Below are 19,802 nucleotides of genomic sequence, written 5' to 3'. Positions count from 1 at the left end.
GGGCGGAAAAGCAGGCGCTACGAGGCATCGGTGGGACGGAGCATGAAATCGAGGGATCGCGTGACGGAGGCCCCCGTCACTTCATCCGTCACTCGAACCGTAACCCGCACGTCCTGTGCCTCGTCCCGACTAATACGCGAGAGGTCGAGGAGAATGCGCTCACGGGCGCGACGCTCCGTGCCCTGCCGCGTGGTCTCGGTCGTCGTCCGCTGTGTATCCTGCCCTCGGAAAAGACGACTCCATCCCCGTTGCGTCTCGCCCTTCACCTCATACGAAATCGTGTACCGGGTTCGGTCGTCGTTCCCGAACGAGAGGTGGTACACCTCGAAGGACAGCAGAAGGGGCGTGTCAGCCGTGAGAGACGAAAAGGGATACGGATATGAATACTGTTCCGGCTGGGCCAGTATGTTCGCCGTCGTGTCCGGAAGCGACAACACTTTCAGGTCGCTCATCTCAGGTTCCGGTCCCGAAGCGCGGAGGGGCGACAGGGAATCGGCTCGAACAATTGTAAACCGGCGCTTCGGCCCCAATCCCGCAATCGCACCGTCCTCTTCTTGCCAGAGCCGGTGTTGAGTCCACTGCAGAGAAAGGTGATGAAGCGACGTGATATTTTTGAACGCGATGGGGGGTGGCGTAAACGCCTCCCGATCGGTGTCCGGTCGTGCCTGGAGTTCGTGACGACGGTTTCGTCGCTGTACCTGCGTTCGGTCCTTGTTGTGTTGAGTGGCAGAGAACCGGATCATCGAAGGGGCAGGCTCTTCGTCTTCCGCATCGGGCTGCAGACGAGCCGCCTCGGCAGAGATGCCCCAGTACACCTCTGTGCGAGTGGTTCCGTCTTCGTTCAGAAACCGGGCCATTCGGATTGCCACGGGCAACTCCGGCACGTTGTCGTGCAGTGCCGTGTACTGGCGAGGCATCTCGTCTTCGCGACGCTTCTCGGCGTATCGGTCTGCCTGTTGAGCCTGCGCGACCATCTGCGTAACAAATTGCGTGGGTGCCTCCATCCCGATCACTGGATTGATCGTTACTGTCCGTGTCATTCCCACGCCGGCCCCCACCGTCACATGTCGTGCCCCCCCACTGTTCGTCTCCCTGCCCATCCTGCGGTCGATTTCCGCTTTCGTCGCCTCCATCTCCTGGTAGTTGGCATAATCGGCAATCTCGCTGTACCGGGTACTAAAGCTAATGTGATAGAGTGCCAGTTCTCGATAAATCGCGCGCATGGCCATGAGAGACGAGTATGCAATGTTCAGTCCCCGCTCCGTATTGCTTCGCATCCGAGTGAGGGTATTGGGCATCAGGTCGTTGGTCCGCACCTCTTCGTAGCAATCCGTGCCCTCCCCCTCCGCAAAGAGGTAGTAGCCGAAATCCGAAAGCCCGGGATAGAGCCAGATCTCACTCTCTGGAAATGAAGACGAAGAAACTGGAACCCCAAAACGAAAGACCTCTCGGAAAAACTCCCCGTTCTTGTAGCTCAGTTCTCGCCGCTTGTACGGCGCTCCGAACCGGAGATAGACTGTCCCCCGCCTATCGAATCCGCTTACCGCCTCTTCGCAAGCAAAGGATTGACGAGCATGAACGAGACGCGTGAGGTGCTCCTCCAGTCGTTCATTCTCGGGTGTGTCCGGATACGGATCCAGGCCGCGCCACCAGGCTTGAAGGCTGTCTCCTGCTCCTGCCCGAAACGTCCAGGTGGCCGGATCCTCGTCTCGCGCCCCCTCCCCCACGACCTGTGCAAACACCTCCTCCGTCATGAGCGGAACGATCTGAGCCACACGCCGCCGAAAGAGCTCCTGTACTCCCGACGCGGAATCGGGCCCGACCTGCTCCATCAAGCCGGCGTAGGCCTCAACGGCCCGAAGTCGTTGATCGCGTAGTTGTCCACGGGTTAGGGAACGCAGATATGCGTCGGCCAACCGGACGTCGAATGCCTCTTTTTCCTGCAGCAGGCGCGCGCCCTTCTGCCAAGCCGCCCGTGCCTGTACCGAATCGCCCGCTCGGGCGTACGCTTCGCCCGCCCAGTAGGCCACTGCGCCCCGCTCCGGGAGGATGAGGGATGGACGCGCAGAAAAGGCCTCTTCCAAAAACGATCGTGCCTCTTCGATCCGCCCCGCCCGAAGGAGTTCAATCCCCCCCTTTGCCTGTGCCGCCGGTGACAGCGGTTCGAGACGCGCCGACGTCCACTGAGCCTCCACCGGCATCAGGCTTCCTCCTCCCGCCAACACCAGTACGAGAAGTCCCCATACCTTCCCTCCTAGGACTGCGACAAGCAAACGATCAAATAGACGACCAGCATCAAAGCAATTCATCGGTTACCTCCACGGCTGGTTCGGAGCACACGGCTCGCCCCCCAAAGGACTGGATACACCGGGCGATACTGATGTTCACTCGCCCTTAATGTTTCCGGCATGACCTTTCCTTGTGATTTTTCGTTGCCCCTACGTCATATTGCGCCCGTCATCCCTCCCCCTGTCTCGCCTAAAGGACAACTGACGGGACGTTTCGGAACTGCACCGGATGTCCGCGGCCCCACTCTGATACGAACATAGTGTCGCATAACCTAGCGAGGAGGGGCACAACGGAACGCCGCCTGGCTCTACTGTCCCGGCGTGTCCCGCCCCTCATTCCCCACGAATGATGTCGATTCGACGCTCCTTCTTCACGTCTGATTTGTCCTCCTCATGCCCGCTTTTCGTACCGCAAATCTCTTCGAGCGGTGGTCGCTCGCCAATGCCGTCGGCATGCTGGGAACAACCGCCGCGGCGGTCTGGGCCGGGCATTCGGAGCTGTTTCTCGTGAGCGGCATTGCGCTGCTGGCGCTTCTTGTGTTCGTGGGCCGACATCAGTGGACTCCGCAAGGGGACTTCGGCAGTGCCAACACGGTTACAGCTTTTCGCGCTGGGCTGCTCTGCTTTCTTCCGTCCGCGGCGGCGCACGGTCCGCTTTTTCTCATCGGACTGAGCATCTGCGTCCTCGCGACTGACGGCCTCGACGGATGGCTCGCCCGTCGTGCCGGTCGGTCGTCTACCTTCGGGGCCTTCTTCGACAAGGAGACGGATGCCTTATTTCTCCTTCTCCTGTGTGGAATCGCTGCGTTTCAGGACCGACTGCCGGCTTGGATACTCGTTGCTGGTCTCTTGCGCTATGGCTTTGTCCTGCTGCTCTTTCTCCCCTTTACCACGGAGACCACCGAGGCGCGATCGGATCTTGCCCGTTACATCTACAGCGGCATGATTGGCGCGCTCCTCTTCTCGTTTCTCCCCTACGCCCCCCTGGCTCGTCCGCTGGCCCTCCTCGCGACCCTGGCACTCACCATTTCCTTCGGCCATTCGCTCTGGAGAATGCTGCCCCCCTCTTCCCCCTCAAAAACGCCATAACGTTCTCGCCGATTACCGGTCCCAGCCCCCTCCTCGCAGACGAGATGACGAGCGCAACTGTCCGCCGCTTCTCCCCCACCATTCCGGCTTCAGACTAACAGCGCAAGTCGCCGGGCAGGCCGAGTGACGGCCACATAGAGAAGCGCGTTCCGCTCCTCGCCCCGACACGCCCGCAGATCGCGGCGATCCACGAAGACGGTATCGAACGTGGAGCCCTGCGCCTTATGGACGGTCGACGCATACGCGTAGTCGACCCTCGCGAAGCGCTCGCGAAGTTCGTAGTACCGCTCCCATTTCGAGCCATCCTTTTTCGCGGCCTCGCGACGGCGCTCCAGCCGTTCCTCATAGCGTTCGAAGTCGTCCTCGTGCAGTACAAAGGCCGTACGTGTGAGCCCTCGCCCCGGCGTACGCACCTTCAACTTCCACGTCTTCCACTCGCTCTGATCATCGGCCTCGAAGGTATCAACGGTAGCGGTTTTGACACGCACCTCCTCGCTGTTGGTCAAGCGGGCCACGCCGTCGTGATACCACGTCTCTGTGGCCACAAGCCACTCTCCCTCCACAAACCGGTCGGCATCAGTTCCGTACCGCTCCGTCCGAATTTCGCGGTTGTAGCGACGCACCGTCTTGTTTCTATAGGCAAGGACGCGAGCATGCGTAGCGTCTTCGGCAAAAGCCTCAGTATCGAAGACCCGCAGCACACTATCGAGAAACTCCCCGCGGTCATGCGTAATGGCTACGCCCTTGCCGTCCTCGAACGTGCTGCTGAACCGGCCCTTCTCTCCCGTTCGGATCTGGGTGGCAAGCTCTAGAATGGGGTTGTCGGCCGCCTGGCGGTGAATCGTTTCCAGCGTGGGCCCGGGCACGTCGAGGGCCGGCGACGGCTCCTCGTTGACGGGCGGCAACTGTGCAGGATCGCCCACGAAGAGCCACTGTAGCCAAAACGGTGAGTCTTCAATGTGGGCCCATTCCTCCCGTCCAATCATCGACGCCTCGTCGACAATCACAACCCCGGCGGCGTAGTCCTGCGTCTCCTCGGCCACCAGCTCGTACTCCCCATCCTCCGTGGGTTGCAGGCGGAGGCCCAGGAAGGAGTGAAGCGTCTGCATCTGGACGGGCGCCTCCCCAAGCTCCTCGGTTAGTACCTGCACGGCCTTGTGGGTGGGCGCACACACCGTAACCGCGCATTCCTCCTCCACGAGTTGCTCGACGAGACGGCTCACGAGATACGTTTTTCCTGTGCCGGCGTATCCCCGCAGGCCGGTGTACCGCTCCCCGCGTGCGAGACGGTCATAGACCTCGTCGTAGGCAGCCTGCTGGTCGTCGGTGAAGGGGGCGTCGGTAAACGTCGCCATTGAGTTGGAAACGGGGCACCGAGGACGAATGAGAGGAGAAGTTATGCGAGACCGCCCGGAAATGGTCCTGCCGGAAGGGGGAGGGACGATCGATTGCACCACTCTTTGATCCTGTTGACCGTGCACCGCCGATTCCGGTGCGGCCTTCCCTTCGCTACTCGGACAGATGGGCGAGGTGGCGCCGAAACTGTCGCATGACGAGCAGGTGCACGAGCGCCTGTGTGCTATTGTACAGTACCCACGGCAGCCGCGGGGAAAAGTCGTGCACGGCCGCCAGAACAGCCTCTCCCCCCATCACCTGCCGGAATTCGAGTCGCCCGGACGGCTCCCCGTTTTCAACGAGCAGCCCCCCCGTCACGAAAAACAGTTGTCGCCCCTCTGGGCTACGATCAGCGGCAAAGCGAAGCGTGAGCAGCGTATGTCCTGAGGGGCGCAACTGGAAACGGGCTACACGTCCATAAGACACCCGCACCCGAAGCAGGGGCCAGCCGAGCCGAGGAAGCCAGCGCAGGTATTCGTTGGCAATGTCGCGGGCCGTAAAGCCGGACGGGCACGGCATGCGCTGAACGGACCGTGCCACACTCTGTGCCCGAATGATCTCGTCCTCCCGGGGCCGCAGTTCATCTCGGGGATTGGGAAGCGGGCGTCCCTTCTCGTCGACCGAGGCCGCTACGGCCTCTTCAAAATGAGTGCTGTCCTGCTGCAGCCACGTCTGCATTTCGTTGGGCTGGACGCGCGTCTGATATCGCAGGCTGTCGATAATTGGGCTGATAAGGGCCCACGGCCCTCCGCCAAAGACGCGCACCCAGAGTTTGGACAGCCGGGGCGACTCCATGGGCACCGTCGTGGTGTGTCGCTCCAGTCCCAGCACGCGGGCCGTGCGGAGAAGCATCTCGCGATAGCTCATAATGTCGGGCCCCCCAATGTCATAGGTTGCCCCGTAGGTTCTCTCGTCCCCAAGCGCCCGCGCGAGTCCCCGTACTACATCCCGAAGGGCAATGGGTTGTGTAATGGCGCGCGTCCATGAGGGAAGCACCATCACCGGCAGCCGCCGCACCAGATTCAGTAGCAATCGGAGCCACGTGCCGCCCGGTCCTACGACGAGACCGGCGCGGAGCGTCGTGAGGGGAACGGAGGTCGACCCAAGGGCCTGCTCAACCTCCAGCCGTCGACGAAGGGGAAAGGGCAAATCGGATGCGTCCTCCGGGACAAGAGCCCCCAGGTAGAGGATCTGTTCAACCCCCTGTGCCTCCGCCGCGCGTGCAAAGTTGTCGGCCTGCAGCAGATCAAGATCCGCCACGTTCCCCTGTGTAAGCCGGGCGGACGGAAGCATCGAATGAACGAGGTAAATGGCGTAATCGGCGCCTTTCAGCCCATCCCACACAGCATAGGGATCAAAAAGATCGCAGTGCTGCCACGTTTCGCCGGACGCGGCCGTCGCATTCACCCGTGCCCGCACCGGCGATCGCGTGAGTCCGATGAGGTCGTACTCGTCCGCTAGCGCTCGGCGTAGGGCCGTTCCGATGAAACCAGTGGCACCGGCAATGGCCACCGTTGGACGTTCGCCCATACTGATCCATCCCCGATTGATCAATCTCGAGTTTTTCTACAACAGCCCAACTCCCAAACGACGCGGCCTTTCCGGGGGAGAGCAGGTTCTTTACGAATCAGTCGACTTCCCGACGGCCCAAAAGCGTTTCCCCCGCGAGCTAGACACCTCATCGCAAAAGAAAAAGGGTCCGCCGTAGAAGCGGACCCATTCGGCACAAACAAAATGGCGGAGAGGGGGGGATTCGAACCCCCGAAACGGCGCTAAACCGTTTACTCCCTTAGCAGGGGAGCGCCTTCGACCACTCGGCCACCTCTCCACGAACCATCAATGTCGTATGTCGTGCTCTCGATATTGTTGCAATGCCAGGTCTGGTGATGTCCCCCCTCTTCCGAGCGCCTCCGTTGGGGAGAGGTCGCAAGCCTGGGCTCCCCCACCTATTCAGAATCCTCAAGCGCTTCGGCCCCAGTGGTAATATCCAGGATCTCCATCGTAATGGCACTCTGGCGGGCCCGGTTGAATTCGAGTGTGAGGTCGTCGATCAGCTCCTTAGCATTTTCGGTCGCGTTGTCCATCGCCACCATGCGGGCCCCCTGCTCGGCAGCATTGGATTCCAAAAGTGCCCGCCACATCTGATAGTAGAGGAAGCGAGGCACGAGTTCGTCGAGCAGGCCACGAGCATTGGGCTCAAAGATGTAATCCACGGCCTGTCCATTGTCAGGAAGGTCGAAAAGGTCTGCCTCTTCCTGCATGACCGGAGTTTCGAACCGCTCCTCGGGAATGGGAAGCAGGGGCTCCACAATCTGATTCTGGACGATTGTGTTTTTGAACTCGTTGTAGACGAGCTTCACGTCTCCCCAGATGCTGCGCTCGAACCCTTCCACAGCATCCTGCACGATCTGCTTGGCAATGTTGAAGTTGAGACCATCAAAGATCCCCTGGTAGTCCCCTACAAGCCGGTAGTCTCGTTTCTTGAAGTGCCGATGCCCCTCCTCGCCCACGCAAAGAAGGAACAGATCGTCGTTCTGTTTCTCCTCCGCATACTCCCGTTCAATCAGAGCTTCGGCCTTGTTGATGATGCTACTGTTGAACCCACCGCACAGCCCCCGATCGGCGGTCACGACAATGACCAGCACCCCTTCGCTTTCCTCCGGCGCCGTAAAGAACGGGTGCACTGTAGGGTCAAGCTCGCGCTTCAGGTGACTGATGAGCTCGCCTACCTTGTACGCATACGGACGGGTTTGAAAGATCCGATCCTGCGCCCGCCGCAGCTTCGCCGCCGCCACCATCTTCATGGCACGGGTCACCTGCTTCGTATTTTCGACGGACTCGATCCGGTTTCGGATTTCGCGAAGGTTCGCCATGATTCAGACGACTGGGGAATGCAGATAACGATCAAACCAGAAAGAAACTCTTGCCGCCTGCCTGTTTCACACCGCGCATCGTGCGGATTTTGAATCGGGTTGGCGTCTAGCCCCCGATCGGACACCACGAGCTACGAAATCCACTCTCCTTCTTTCGCAGCCCGAACGCCTCCTCCGTCAAACGCGAACGCTCTGTGCATCAAGCAGTCCAGGCAGTCCCTACGCAAGCACGTCCTCCTGCTCCTCTTCTTCCTCCTCGGCATAGACCTCGGCGAGGTCGGCGGCGACCTCCTCAAACGCCTCTTCCGCAGCCTCGGACATCTCTTCCGTCTCCCGAATCTCAGTGAGCACGTCCTCGTGCCGGAGCTGAAGTCGCTCGATGTACTCATCCTCAAACTCTTCGATGTCCTCAACCGGCACCGAGTCGAGGTGCCCGTTAATGGCGGCGTAGATGATGGCAATCTGCTCCTCGACCGGGACCGGCGCAAACTGGTCCTGGTTGAGGATTTCGACCAGGCGCTCGCCCCGGTTCAGCTGCCGCTGGGTCGAGGGATCGAGGTCAGAACCAAACTTTGCAAATGCCTCCAGCTCGCGGTACTGCGAGAGGTCAATGCGCAGCGTGCCGGCCACGTCCTTCATGGCGCTCACCTGCGCTGAGCCTCCAACACGCGAGACCGACGCGCCCACGTCAATGGCCGGACGGATGCCGGAGTTGAAGAGGTCGGTCTCCAGATAAATCTGACCGTCCGTAATCGAGATCACGTTCGTCGGGATGTAAGCCGATACGTCTCCCGCCTGTGTCTCGATAATGGGAAGGGCCGTGAGGGACCCGCCCCCTTCCACCTCGTCCTGCAGCGGCTCCGGAAGGTTGTTCATCTGGCCGGCCACCTCATCGTTGTCGATGATCTTGGCGGCCCGTTCCAGCAGGCGGCTGTGGAGATAAAAGACATCGCCCGGGTATGCCTCTCGTCCGGGCGGACGACGCAGCAGGAGCGAAAGCTCGCGGTACGCCACGGCCTGCTTCGAGAGGTCGTCGTAGCAGACGAGCGAGTGACGCCCCGTGTCGCGGAAGTACTCGCCAATGCAGGCGCCCGCAAACGGCGCAATGTACTGCAGGGGCGTCGGCATGGAGGCCGAGGCGTTAATAATGACCGTGTACTCCATTGCCCCGTTGCGCTCCAAGTCGCGCTTGACCTGCGCCACCGTCGAGTCCTTCTGCCCGACCGCCACGTACACGCAGTACACCGGCTCGCTGTCGGTCTCCGGGTCGTGCGTGCTCTTCTGATTGATGATCGTATCAATCTGTAGCGCCGTCTTCCCGGTCTGCCGGTCGCCGACGATGAGCTCACGCTGCCCTCGGCCAATCGGAATCATGGAGTCGATGGCCTTAATGCCGGTCTGCAACGGCTCCTCCACCGGCTCGCGATAAATTACGCCCGGCGCCTTCCGCTCCAGGGGGAGCGTCATTTTCTCCCCTTCAATCGGTCCCTGCCCGTCGAGCGGACGCCCAAGCGGGTCGATGACGCGACCCAGCATATTTTCATTGACGCCCACGGAGGCAATTTCGCCCGTACGCCGGGCCTCGTCACCCTCGCTTACGGCGTCAACGTCGCCGAAGAGAATGACCCCGACATTGTCCTCCTCCAGGTTCAGGACCATACCGTCCACGTCCTGCTCCGGAAACTCCACGAGCTCGCCGGCCTGCACGTTGCTGAGGCCATAAAGCGTGGCAATGCCGTCGCCGGCCTGGAGGACGGTACCAGCTTCGTACTCCTCCGCTTCGGTCTCGAAGCCGCCGAGCTCGCGGCGGAGGACATCGGTGACTTCGTCGGGTCGAATGGAGCCGTTAGACATAAGATGCTCGGAAATCGAATGATACAGACTTGTCGAGAGCCGGGGCGGTCGGCCCCAATCGATCGTCTACGCAGCCTGCCCGTTCACGTCGAGGGCAAGTGAGGACTCGCGCAGCCGGTCGTGCAGGTTGGAAAGCTTGTTGCGGACGCTTCCGTCGAACACGTGATCGCCAATTCGGATAATGAGGCCGCCGATAACATCCGGATCTTCCGTCGTATGCAGACGAACGGTCTTTCCGGTTTGCTCTTCCAGCGTGTCGACCACAGTCTCTTGAACCTCATCGGAAAGCGGGTGCGCCGTCGTCACGTGCGCATCCACGATGCCTTGCTGTTCGTCGCGGAGCGACTGGTACGCATCCAGGATTGCCTTCGTCATCGTCTCCCGGTCCTTCTGCACCAGCAGGCGCAGAAACCGCACAACGAGCTGGTCGACCCGGTCGCCCAGAAGAGTCTGGAGAATCGAATCCTTTTTCTCTTGGGGAATAACCGGACTTTCGAAGAAACGAGCCAACTCGTCGTTGGACTCCAGGCTCTCGCGGAGCATGAGAACGTCCTCGTCGACCTTCTCTAGGGCCCCGGTCTCTTCGGCCTCTTCGTAAAGCGCGGTGGCGTAGCGCCGGGCAACTGTGCTTTGACTCATATGGGTTGAAGGTTGGAACGTTGACAGGTTGAAGGTTGCGACGTTCTACCGCTCAACCATTCAACCTTCAAACGCACTAATTTGTCGGGAAGTCGTCGAGCGCATCCTGCACGAGCTTGCGGTGCTGATCCGCATCCAGGTCCTCCTCGATGATTTTCTGGGCGGCCTCAATGGCCAGGTCGGCCACCTCATCGCGCAGTTCCTCAAGGGCGGCCTGCTTTTCGCGCTCGATTTCGGCCTGAGCCTGCTCCTGCATTTGCTGAATGCGTTTGCGCGTCTTGGCCTCTTCTTCCTCCCGCAACTCTTCGGCAGACTCGCGCGCCTCGCGCAGGATCTTCTGTGCCTTTTGCTCGGCCTCGCGTCGGGCCTTCTTGTTTTCGGCCTGAATTTCCTTGGCCTCAGCAAGAGCGTCTTCGGCCCGTCGGATCGAGCTTTCAATCTCTTCCTCACGCTCTTCGAGCGACTGGGTAATCGGCCCCCATCCGAACCGATAAAGCACATACAGGAAGATCAGGAACGCAACAGACTTCCAGAAGATGAGGCCGGGCTCAGGGGCAATCAGATCCATGGAACCGAAAAGCTATGCGCGAAAAGAGGCAGTCGCAGGAGAGAACAGTGGCCTACCGATCCGCAAACGGCCCCTGCTTTGGCAAACGAAGGGCACGGGGGGTCGCCCGAATCGGTCGTGCCGCCCCATCCCCACCCGTCCACGGGAGGGAATGAGCGGCCATGGCCGAACAAAGTGAGTTAGACCAACACCACGAGGAGCAGGCAGATAATGAGCGCAAAGAGGGCAACACCCTCAATCAGAGCAGCGGAAACAATCATAAGGCCGCGGATGTCACCAGCGGCTTCGGGCTGTCGGGCCGCCCCGTCCATCGACGAGCTAGCGAGCCAGCCAATTCCAATACCAGCCCCAATGGCCGCAATTCCGGCACCGAGACCTGCAGCGAGATAAGCGAGAGCAGCGGGATCCATGATGAGCGTTTCTTAATGAAGTAGGAGTGCAACTACGATGGTGATGCAAAACAGGCCGCAAAAGCGAGCGGCCGATGTTACGCGGCTGTCGGCTCCACAGCATCCTCCACCGCATCGAGCCGACTTTCAAAGTCGCCCTGACCCGTGGAGGAATCCGATTCGTGACCGTCGTGATGATGCTCCTCAACGGACATTCCGATGAAGAGCGCCGACAGGGTGGTGAAGACGTACGCCTGAATGAAGGCAACGAGCAGCTTCACCAACAAGATGAAGACCGTGAATCCTATGCTAATGACGGTGGTCCCCCAGGCCGCCGCCTGGCCAAAGACCACATTCATGATGAAGATCAGCCCAAGGAGACTGAAGATGATCAGCGAGCCCCCGAGCATATTCGCGAACAGACGAATGGCCAGCGCCAGGTGCCGCATCACGAGACCGATGATCTCAATGGGCACGAGGATGACGCGCACGAAGGCCGGAGCGTCGGGCGGACCGGTGAGCAGTTCGAGGTAGTGATCCTTCGACCCGTACAGTAGGCCGATAATGAATGTCATAAAGGCCATCACGCCCGTGATGGCAATGTTGGAGGTCGGAGCCCCCGCAAAGGGGACGAGGCCGAGAATGTTGGCCACCAGAATGAAGAAAAAGGACGTAAGGAGGTACGGAAGGAAGGTCCGCCACTTCTCGCCCTGAATGTTGGGCTTTGCGATTTCGTCGCGGATAAAGACCACCATCACCTCCATCATATTCTGCAAGGTTCCCTGGGGCGCTGTCGTCCGCCCAATGCCCTCCTTGTATCGCTGCGCCAACGTCACGAAGACGGCCGTCACGATGAGGAACGCGAGAAAGGAAAGCACGAAGTGGCGCGTAATCGAAAAGTCGGCGACAACGTGCCCGCTCGTGCGCGCCACAGAGCTATGGAGGTGCTCTTTAGACGCGATCGCCTCTTCAATCTGAGCCGGATCCGTAATGACGTCTGCGTGTCCGCCGTCCGCCCCGTCACCGTGGTGCCTCAGGCCGTAGGGCCCATTCTTCAGCAGGCTCTTCGTACTTCCGTACGCATCAATTGTCAAATTCCCTCCCGCTGTGCGGGCCAACATGATGCGCGGAAGCTCGGGGCTGCCAAAGGGCTTCAGGTTGAGGTAATTCCCATCGGTGGCGTGCCCAATGATCGTGTTGTTGACGATGCCTTCGAGGGTCAATTCGCCCTCTCCCTCAGCCGCATGAGTAGCGGAAGGCGTCACGGCCACGCCCATCCCAAGCAGGAGAAGCGCGACCACTGCAAACGAGCGGATGCGTGTGACCATGATGCGCGTGACAAACAAGCACGTGAAACAGAAAAAATGATCCCTCGTCGCCGCACCGGGCACTCCCGTCATCCCAGCGCCCCCTGATCGATCCGACGCACAATGAGTCGGACCTCGACCACCATACTCACGACGAGGAGGAGAAGCACCGTTCCCACGAATGCCGCTTCGTGAACCGGCACAAATGCCAGCACAAGTCCTACGGCCCCCAGGACCAGCGCCATCCGGATGCCAAGCCCTCCCAACTCAAAGAGCAGGAAGGCCCGCCCCTCCGACCGACGCAATGCCCACCGATGTGTAAGGATGCGGAGCAGCGTGTGCCCCACCATCACACTCACACCGCCGGCAATGCCAAGCCACAAACCCATGCGTTGTGCCAGGAATGCACTGGAGTGTGCGAGAGTATTCCCACCCTCACGCCGGAGGCACCGGTACGATGCTACCAATCAGAAGGTAGGAAGCCGGTCAATGGAGGACTTATGAGAAGCGGTGAATCGCACATGAAAGAAATGCGCAGTCCCCAGCTTGCCGGTTCAACATCCTCAAAATCCCTTATTCCGACCGTCCAAACTCATCCTGCAACTTTTTGAGCTGGAGCCCGGCGGCCGCTAGGCCGAGCACACACCCCGTCAGGACGCCCCAGGGCAAGGTCCCAAACCAAAGATCTACGAGAAAATACCCGAGCAAAGGGGGCCCCGCCGCTGCCCCAGCCAGCCGCCATCCAAGATCTAGATAGGGGGCCATCTCTCGTAGGGCCGTCACCCAGTCTTCCAGCCCTCCGGATCCGGAGGGCGGAGGAGAGTCTTTGTTCGTTGACCGGTCCCCTCGATCAGCAGCCGCAGAGGCATCTCGGCGGCCGCTGTCTGCTCTATGATCGTCCGAAGCGGACATACCGATCGGCCTAGCTGTCTGGAGTATTCCTCCACACCTGGAGATCCGTCGTCTCCCGAATGCGAGCAGGCACACTCGCACACGCCATGGGCGGTCCCCACGCGCGGAGCCCACAACGTGGCAGTCGAGATTTAGGCAGACGACGCCTCGGCGGGCTCTTCTCCCTCCTCAGGCGAAACGCCCGGTCCCTCATCCGTGGGGGCCTCTTCTTCTGGCTCCCCATTGACGGAAATCGGGGTGCCCATTTCGCATTCGCCCGTAAACTGTGCGCCTTCTTCCACGACGAGTCGATCGGTCTTAATGTTGCCGTCGACCTGAGCCGTACTCTTCAGCACGAGGCGCTCTTCAATTTCAATCTCGCCCTGTACGCGACCGGCAATATCAGCATTTGTGGCAATAATCTCCCCATCTACGGAGCCACTCTCGGATATCATGGCCTTCCCTTCAACCCGAAGGGTACCGACGATCTGACCGCTGGCCCGAACATCATTTTCAGCACGGACCGTCCCTTCGAAGACCGTCCCTTTACCGACGAGATTAATCTGGTCCTGGGCGGGATTCTGTTGATCAGGCATGGACGTGGACTCGGTCTCTTTCGAGGAATTGTTGAACAGTCCCATAGGAACGTGGAACGGTGTAAAGTCAACTGTGGCGTTCGCAATGCGCCCAACGGCACACTACCAACCGGTAACGTAGGGGCGCGGATCCTGCGCGAGGCCATTCCTCCACAATTCAAAGTGCAGGTGCGGCCCGGTCGTCACTTCTCCCGAGTTCCCGCTGACGGCCAGGGCCTCTCGGGCTTCGACGCGGTCCCCGGTCTGCTTGAGTAACCGTTTGTTATGCTTATAGACGGAAAGATATCCATCGGAGTGCTGCACTGCAACCGTATAGCCGCCCTCCTGCGTCCAATCGGACAGTACGACGTATCCTTCCCCCACCGCCCGCACGAGCGAGCCCTCCGACACGGCAAGGTCAATCCCAAAATGAGCGTCGCTCGCATCGAAGTTTCGGGTTGGGAATCCGGTTTCCACCGGCGACTCCACTGGCAGCGAGAGGCTCGGCATTATATACCGGCCGGCGCCCCCCTTCTGGGAACGGGCCGTCACCGAAAAGCTCGTCGCCGAAATGGCGGGCTGCTCGTGTGCTTGCGTGTTGGGATTGTCCTGGTCGGGATCCGGCACGGCGCGATCAGTGGTCTGCGGTTCGCGGGTCGGTTGGGCTTGAACGTTCGCCGAGGCCGTTCGCGCGACGGAGTCGACCTGACCGGTTAGCAACTGTTGCAGACGCTTGATGTAGTGACGCTGCACGGCAACGGAGTCTTGGAGGGCCGCTACGCGAATGGCATTCAGGCGTGCATTCCGCCGCAACTCTTCCGTCCCATAGCCCGGGATGTAGGTGCGAAGGGGCGTAAACGCAACGAGGCTTGCCCCAAGAAGGATGGTGACCAGCAAACTGACGCTCCATGTAATGAAAAGTCGCTTCGGCTGCACCTCGTAGCGACGGGTGCGCCCAACCTCCTCCCCGTCCATCACTACGACGGTGTGGGTCGAGCCGGGCCGGCGAAACAAATCGGTCAGGAACGACCACATAGAACCATCCTCCTGTGAAGCAGTGCAGAGTTGGGTGACCGTGTCCAACGACAGAGCGGTACCGAGAGGTTCCTTTCCCTCTACGTGGACGCAACAGTGCGGCCTGGAACGGACCGCTCCTCTCTGAACATGTTGGCAACGGCCGGGCGATGATTCACTGGGGATCGACCGCCAAATCTAGCGTTGGGACCCGCCCTGAGAAGCTGTTTTAATTTCACACGCTGTGAGTTCGGCAGGACGCTACGACTGCGGACCCGTTCCTCCCCGCCGGGGATGCAGGCGTATACGCTCCGATGTGCTTTTGGTCTACGAAAATATCGGCATCGGATGTGGAGACGGGCGTAAATTAAAACAGGTTCTGAAACACGGAGGCTCCCCAGAATGCCGCTACGGCAGAAGAGACGTACCTCGGATTATAAACGGATTACAGCACCAAATCCACCACGCCCTTCAGTTGCTCGGCCCCAGTCACGTCCAGGTCGTACGCTCCGGCAATGCGGTCGAGATTGTTCTCGGGGACCACGGCGCGCTCAAAACCAAGCTTGGCGGCCTCCTTCAGGCGCGGCTCGATCTGGCTGACGGTGCGAATCTCGCCGCCCAATCCTACCTCGCCGATGAGCACCGAGCCGGTATCCGCCGGAATGTCGCGGAACGACGAGGCCGCGGCAATGGCCACCCCGAGGTCCACAGCGGGCTCGTCGAGCGTGACACCGCCGGCCACATTTACAAACACATCGTGGTCGCTGAAGGCGAGGCCGGAGCGCTTCTCCAGTACCGCCAGAATCATCTGCAGGCGCTGCGACGCAAAGCCGGTCACCGTGCGCTGCGGTGTGTTGTAGGAGGTGGGCGTTACGAGGGCCTGGATCTCCACCAACAGCGGCCGCGTGCCCTCCAGTGAGCAGACGACCGTGGATCCGCTTACGCCGTACCCGCGCTCCGAGAGAAAGAGCTCGCTCGGGTTGGGCACCTCGTGCAATCCCGTCTCTCGCATCTCGAAGACGCCTATCTCGTTGGCGGCGCCGAACCGGTTTTTTACGCTCCGCAGGATTCTATAGGCGTGGTGCTGATCACCCTCAAAGTAGAGGACCGTGTCCACCATGTGCTCCAGCACGCGCGGCCCGGCAATGGTCCCCTTCTTCGTGACGTGCCCCACCAGAAACGTCGAAAACTCCCGCTCCTTCGTAAGCTTCAGCAGCGAGGCGGTGCTTTCGCGCACCTGGCTTACCGATCCAGGCGCACTCGACAGATCGGGCCGGTAGATGGTCTGGATCGAATCGACGACCAGGAGGTCCGGGGCCACCTCCTCCACCGCGTCGGCGATCTGCTGCACGTTCGTTTCGGCCAGGAGATACAGGTTATCGGAGTCCACCTCCAGGCGCTGAGCGCGAAGCTTCACCTGTCGCTTCGACTCCTCCCCCGTCACGTACAAGATGTCGCGATCAGGCAGGTAGCCGGCCAGCTCGGTCATGAGCGTGCTCTTGCCGATGCCCGGATCGCCCGCGATGAGGCTGAACGAGCCCTGCATGATGCCCCCGCCCATCACGCGGTCGAGCTCTTCAATGCCGGTGGCGAGGCGAGCGTCGCCCTCCATCTCCACCTCCGTGAGGCGTTCCGGCGCTCCATGTGTCGACGTTCCGTTGCTGCTCTGCGCGTTAGAGGTGAGGTCGGGCACCTGTGCCTCCACCTCATCGGGCTCTTCTTCGCGAACAAGCGTATTCCAGGCACCGCAGCCTGCACACTTGCCCATCCATTTATAGGCCTCGTGTCCGCACTCCTGACAAACGTACCGGGGGTTCGACTTCGCCATTGGTTTTGTTAAACGAAGATTTGTGCGAAAACACCGGTGGACCGCCCGGGCGCGGCATCACGCGCCGGAGCCCTCCGTTCGATTGTCTTATCGCGATGAGTCGTACGGAGAATTGTTTGCCGCTGGAGCCTCTTTCCTGTTTCCCCGATATCCCATCGTGATTGAGACAGTAGGAACCTCGCCGACGGACTGAATGTGCATCCTTCGGCGCACACGCCAATACGCATTGGGGACGTCGCTGTTGTCCCCCTCAGGTCTTCTTTTCACCAGACGCCGCGTCCGCGTTGCTCGATTCTCTGCTCTCTCCGTTCCGTGCCCTCGGCCAGTACGCAATCCTCATGGGCCGAGCCTTTGCATCGATCGACGAGTTTCGCATGTACTGGAAGAATCTCTTCATCCAGATGGTGCGCATTGGGATCGACTCGATTCCAATTGTTGCCCTCGCGGCGGCCTTTTCCGGGGCCGTCCTCACGGTGCAAACGGCCTACCAGTTGGAAACACCCTTTATCCCGAAAACAATCATCGGATCCATCGTGGCTCCGTCCATCATGCTGGAGCTGGGCGTGGTCGTGGCCGGGTTTATTCTGGCCGGACGAGTCGGCGCCCGCATTGCGGCCGAGCTCGGGACCATGCGAGTGTCGGAGCAGATCGATGCACTGGAGGTGATGGGGCTAAACTCCGTCGGGTTCCTCATTCTCCCGCGCGTGTTGGCAGGCGTCGTGATGTTTCCAGTCCTGTACGTCGTCTCCTGCATCGTGGGCATCGGCACGGGCATCTTTACCGGCCACGTTGGGGGCTTCCTTAGTGCAAGCGAGTTTCTGGCAGGGGCCCGCCAGTTCTTCAGTCTCCTTGACCCCTTCATCGGGTTCGTCAAATCACTTGCATTCGGCTTCATTGTTACTTCGGTCGCCTGCTACAAAGGCTACTATACCGGCGGGGGGGCTGTGGGCGTGGGCGATAGCACTACGCAGGCGGCCGTACTGAGCTGCGTGTTCATTCTCGTGGCGGACCTCCTCGTCGCCATGCTGCTTTTGTAAGCGCACGCTCATGACGGGACGGGTCCCCCAGCGAGCGGGTCGGCTCCGACTTGGAGCCTCCCTCTGCCCGCCCGTGGTACGATCGCCCTGTAACGCTTCCGAAAGATTTGTCCTCTTCCGTTCCGTGCAGCCACACCTGCGCCCAATCCCGGATAGCTTCCGCATCGGGAGCGTATGCAATGAACGATTCCTCCGCTACACGTACTTCCAGCATCTGATGTCGGCTCTCCCTGGGCTGCCGCTTGTACTATGATTGAAGTTCGTAACATCTCGAAGAGCTTCGACAACCTTCAGGTACTCAGCGACGTCTCCCTGGACGTGAAGAAGGGGGAGAAGCTCGCGATTATTGGGCGTTCAGGCTCTGGCAAAAGCGTCCTCATGAAGCACCTGGTCGGGCTGTTGAAGCCGGATACCGGTCACGTGTACGTGGACGGAGAAGATCTCTGCTGCGCCGACTACAGCCACCTTCGCGAAATGCGCAAGCGGTTCGGGGTGCTGTTTCAGGGAGGCGCGCTTTTCGATTCAATGTCGACCTTTGAGAACATTGCCTTCCCACTCCGCTATTTCTCGACCCTCACCGACGCGGAAGTCGACGAACGCGTCGAGGAGTGCCTGGATCTCGTGCGCCTCTCTGGGGTGGGCCCGAAAAACCCCTCGGAGCTGTCGGGCGGTATGCGAAAACGGGTAGCCCTGGCGCGGGCCATCTCGATGGAGCCGGAGTATATTCTCTATGATGAGCCGACAAGCGGCCTAGACCCGGAAACCTCAAACACGATTAACGACCTCATCAACCACCTCGCCAAGGAGCTCAACGTGACGAGCGTCGTGATCACGCACGACATGCACTCGGTACTGGAGGTGGCGGACCGTGTGGCCTTCCTTCACGGGCAAGACCTGGAGTGGGTGGGTCCAGTGGAGGAAATCCATAGCTGCACGAACCCGAATCTCAACTCGTTCGTGAAAGCCAGCGAATACAAAATTGGTACGACGTCCACGGCCACTTCCCTGTCGGGCTCCTCATCCTGACGGGACGGCCTCGGTTTCTTTTCATCTCGTCCTTCTGTTCCCTCTTTCCCCGCATGCAATACAGCAACGAACTCAAGGTCGGCCTCGCCATCGTCCTCACGGCGCTTGCGGCGTTTGCCGGGATTCGCTTTTTTCAGGACCTTCCCCTGTTTGGTAGCTCCTACACGCTGTACACCGAGTTTGAGGATGCCGGCGGGCTTGTGTCCGGGAATCCGGTGCGCATGAAAGGCGTGAGGGTCGGCTCCGTTGAAAGCGTGAACTTGAACCCCGAGACGCAGGCCGTTCGTGTTCGTCTTCAGATGGAGCGCGGTCCCCGCATTCCCAAGGGCTCCCGTGCCCAGGTGACCGGCATTAGCGCGCTTGGAGGGGTCCACGTGAGCATCACCCCCGGCCCCAACGAGAACCCACAGATCTCTCCCGGCTCCACCCTCCCGAATCCCCCGGAGGGCTCGTCTCTAGGGCAACTCACCAAGCAGGCGCCCGCTCTCGCCTCCAAGGCCGACAGCGTCCTCACCGGGGCGAATACCACTATCGGCGGGCTACGCCGCCTTCTCCAAAACCCGGACAGTGACCTTCGGCAGACCCTGTCATCGCTGCGCAAGATGTCGGGCGACCTCGAACAGGTCACGGAGGCGGAGAAGGACAACATCCAGCAGTTGCTCCGAAACCTAGAAGGCGTGTCGGACGACCTGAAGGACTTTACCGGAGAAAATGGAGACTCTCTCGACGTGGCCGTCCGCCGATTAAATCAGTCGCTGTCTCGCCTCAACCGAAGCCTCGCCTCCTTCGAAAAGACGACGGCCAGCCTCGATACCATTACAACCAAGCTCAACCAAGGAACGGGCACCGCGGGGCGCCTCGTAAACGACCCGAGCCTGTACATGAAGCTGGACTCGGCGGCGACCAACACTAACCGCATCCTGGAGGAATTCCAGCAGAATCCCAGCCGCTATTTAGAAGACATGACGCTCGTGAAAGTATTTTAGCATGGAGCGTTTTGGGGGCGCGTTCGGGCGTTGTGGTTCAATC

18 protein-coding genes and 1 tRNA gene are annotated in these 19,802 nt (G+C 60.4%); 4 read left to right on the top strand and 15 right to left on the bottom strand.

The genetic code is table 11. The features are described 5' to 3' along the window. Positions 1–17: 17 nt before the first annotated feature. Positions 18–2,309, bottom strand: a complete 2,292-nt coding sequence (locus BSZ35_RS13515) for a GWxTD domain-containing protein (RefSeq protein WP_105012941.1) — start codon at positions 2,307–2,309, stop codon at positions 18–20. Positions 2,310–2,681: 372 nt separating this feature from the next. Between BSZ35_RS13515 and BSZ35_RS13510 the strand changes: the two genes are divergently transcribed. Beyond that, positions 2,682–3,377 (top strand): CDP-alcohol phosphatidyltransferase family protein, encoded by a 696-nt coding sequence (locus BSZ35_RS13510; protein WP_105012940.1) that lies wholly within the window; start codon positions 2,682–2,684, stop codon positions 3,375–3,377. Between the two features lie 89 nt (positions 3,378–3,466). Here BSZ35_RS13510 and BSZ35_RS13505 read toward each other — a convergent pair whose 3' ends face one another. From BSZ35_RS13505 to radA, 14 genes are all read right to left on the bottom strand, one after another. Further along, positions 3,467–4,732 carry an AAA family ATPase gene (locus tag BSZ35_RS13505; protein WP_105012939.1) on the bottom strand — a complete coding sequence of 422 codons (1,266 nt, stop codon included), beginning with the start codon at positions 4,730–4,732 and terminating at the stop codon, positions 3,467–3,469. A gap of 154 nt (positions 4,733–4,886) precedes the next feature. Beyond that, positions 4,887–6,302 (bottom strand): NAD-dependent epimerase/dehydratase family protein, encoded by a 1,416-nt coding sequence (locus BSZ35_RS13500; RefSeq protein ID WP_105012938.1) that lies wholly within the window; start codon positions 6,300–6,302, stop codon positions 4,887–4,889. 205 nt (positions 6,303–6,507) lie between these two features. After that, positions 6,508–6,600: transfer RNA gene (locus BSZ35_RS13495), tRNA-Ser, on the bottom strand. A 118-nt stretch (positions 6,601–6,718) separates the two neighbouring features. Then, complete coding sequence (gene atpG / locus BSZ35_RS13490) at positions 6,719–7,645, bottom strand: ATP synthase F1 subunit gamma (protein WP_105012937.1); 927 nt, start codon at positions 7,643–7,645, stop codon at positions 6,719–6,721. 219 nt (positions 7,646–7,864) lie between these two features. After that, positions 7,865–9,499 carry a F0F1 ATP synthase subunit alpha gene (gene atpA, locus BSZ35_RS13485; RefSeq protein ID WP_105012936.1) on the bottom strand — a complete coding sequence of 545 codons (1,635 nt, stop codon included), beginning with the start codon at positions 9,497–9,499 and terminating at the stop codon, positions 7,865–7,867. A gap of 66 nt (positions 9,500–9,565) precedes the next feature. Then, a complete protein-coding gene (locus BSZ35_RS13480) occupies positions 9,566–10,138 on the bottom strand; it encodes a F0F1 ATP synthase subunit delta (protein ID WP_105012935.1) in 573 nt (190 codons plus the stop codon). Between the two features lie 76 nt (positions 10,139–10,214). Beyond that, entirely contained in the window at positions 10,215–10,706 is a 492-nt protein-coding gene (gene atpF, locus BSZ35_RS13475) for a F0F1 ATP synthase subunit B (protein ID WP_105012934.1), read from the bottom strand. 179 nt (positions 10,707–10,885) lie between these two features. Then, positions 10,886–11,116 carry an ATP synthase F0 subunit C gene (atpE, locus tag BSZ35_RS13470; RefSeq protein ID WP_105012933.1) on the bottom strand — a complete coding sequence of 77 codons (231 nt, stop codon included), beginning with the start codon at positions 11,114–11,116 and terminating at the stop codon, positions 10,886–10,888. Between the two features lie 77 nt (positions 11,117–11,193). After that, complete coding sequence (gene atpB / locus BSZ35_RS13465) at positions 11,194–12,423, bottom strand: F0F1 ATP synthase subunit A (protein WP_105013842.1); 1,230 nt, start codon at positions 12,421–12,423, stop codon at positions 11,194–11,196. Positions 12,424–12,491: 68 nt separating this feature from the next. Further along, complete coding sequence (locus BSZ35_RS13460; RefSeq protein WP_258096394.1) at positions 12,492–12,791, bottom strand: hypothetical protein; 300 nt, start codon at positions 12,789–12,791, stop codon at positions 12,492–12,494. A gap of 184 nt (positions 12,792–12,975) precedes the next feature. After that, positions 12,976–13,314 (bottom strand): AtpZ/AtpI family protein, encoded by a 339-nt coding sequence (locus tag BSZ35_RS13455; RefSeq protein WP_105012932.1) that lies wholly within the window; start codon positions 13,312–13,314, stop codon positions 12,976–12,978. A gap of 131 nt (positions 13,315–13,445) precedes the next feature. Next, positions 13,446–13,889: a polymer-forming cytoskeletal protein gene (locus tag BSZ35_RS13450; RefSeq protein ID WP_258096391.1), complete on the bottom strand. Its 444-nt coding sequence runs from the start codon at positions 13,887–13,889 to the stop codon at positions 13,446–13,448. Positions 13,890–13,991: 102 nt separating this feature from the next. After that, positions 13,992–14,903 carry a M23 family metallopeptidase gene (locus BSZ35_RS13445; RefSeq protein WP_105012930.1) on the bottom strand — a complete coding sequence of 304 codons (912 nt, stop codon included), beginning with the start codon at positions 14,901–14,903 and terminating at the stop codon, positions 13,992–13,994. Between the two features lie 424 nt (positions 14,904–15,327). Further along, positions 15,328–16,710, bottom strand: coding sequence for a DNA repair protein RadA (gene radA / locus BSZ35_RS13440; RefSeq protein WP_105012929.1), 1,383 nt, complete (start codon positions 16,708–16,710; stop codon positions 15,328–15,330). Positions 16,711–16,994: 284 nt separating this feature from the next. On the opposite strand from radA, the gene BSZ35_RS13435 reads away from it, so the two are divergent. The 3 genes from BSZ35_RS13435 to BSZ35_RS13425 all read left to right on the top strand — a co-directional run bounded on the left by BSZ35_RS13435 (position 16,995) and on the right by BSZ35_RS13425 (position 19,759). After that, positions 16,995–17,747, top strand: coding sequence for an ABC transporter permease (locus BSZ35_RS13435; protein ID WP_105012928.1), 753 nt, complete (start codon positions 16,995–16,997; stop codon positions 17,745–17,747). Between the two features lie 249 nt (positions 17,748–17,996). Further along, on the top strand, positions 17,997–18,773 hold the full coding sequence (locus BSZ35_RS13430) for an ABC transporter ATP-binding protein (protein ID WP_105012927.1): 777 nt from the start codon (positions 17,997–17,999) through the stop codon (positions 18,771–18,773). 53 nt (positions 18,774–18,826) lie between these two features. After that, entirely contained in the window at positions 18,827–19,759 is a 933-nt protein-coding gene (locus BSZ35_RS13425) for an MlaD family protein (protein ID WP_105012926.1), read from the top strand. Positions 19,760–19,802 lie beyond the last annotated feature (43 nt).

Origin of the sequence: Salinibacter sp. 10B, assembly GCF_002954405.1 — a bacterium.
In the GTDB taxonomy this organism is placed as follows: domain Bacteria; phylum Bacteroidota; class Rhodothermia; order Rhodothermales; family Salinibacteraceae; genus Salinibacter.
The sequence above is the reverse complement of the archived record's forward strand: the minus strand, read 5'-3'. Positions and strand labels throughout refer to the sequence as shown.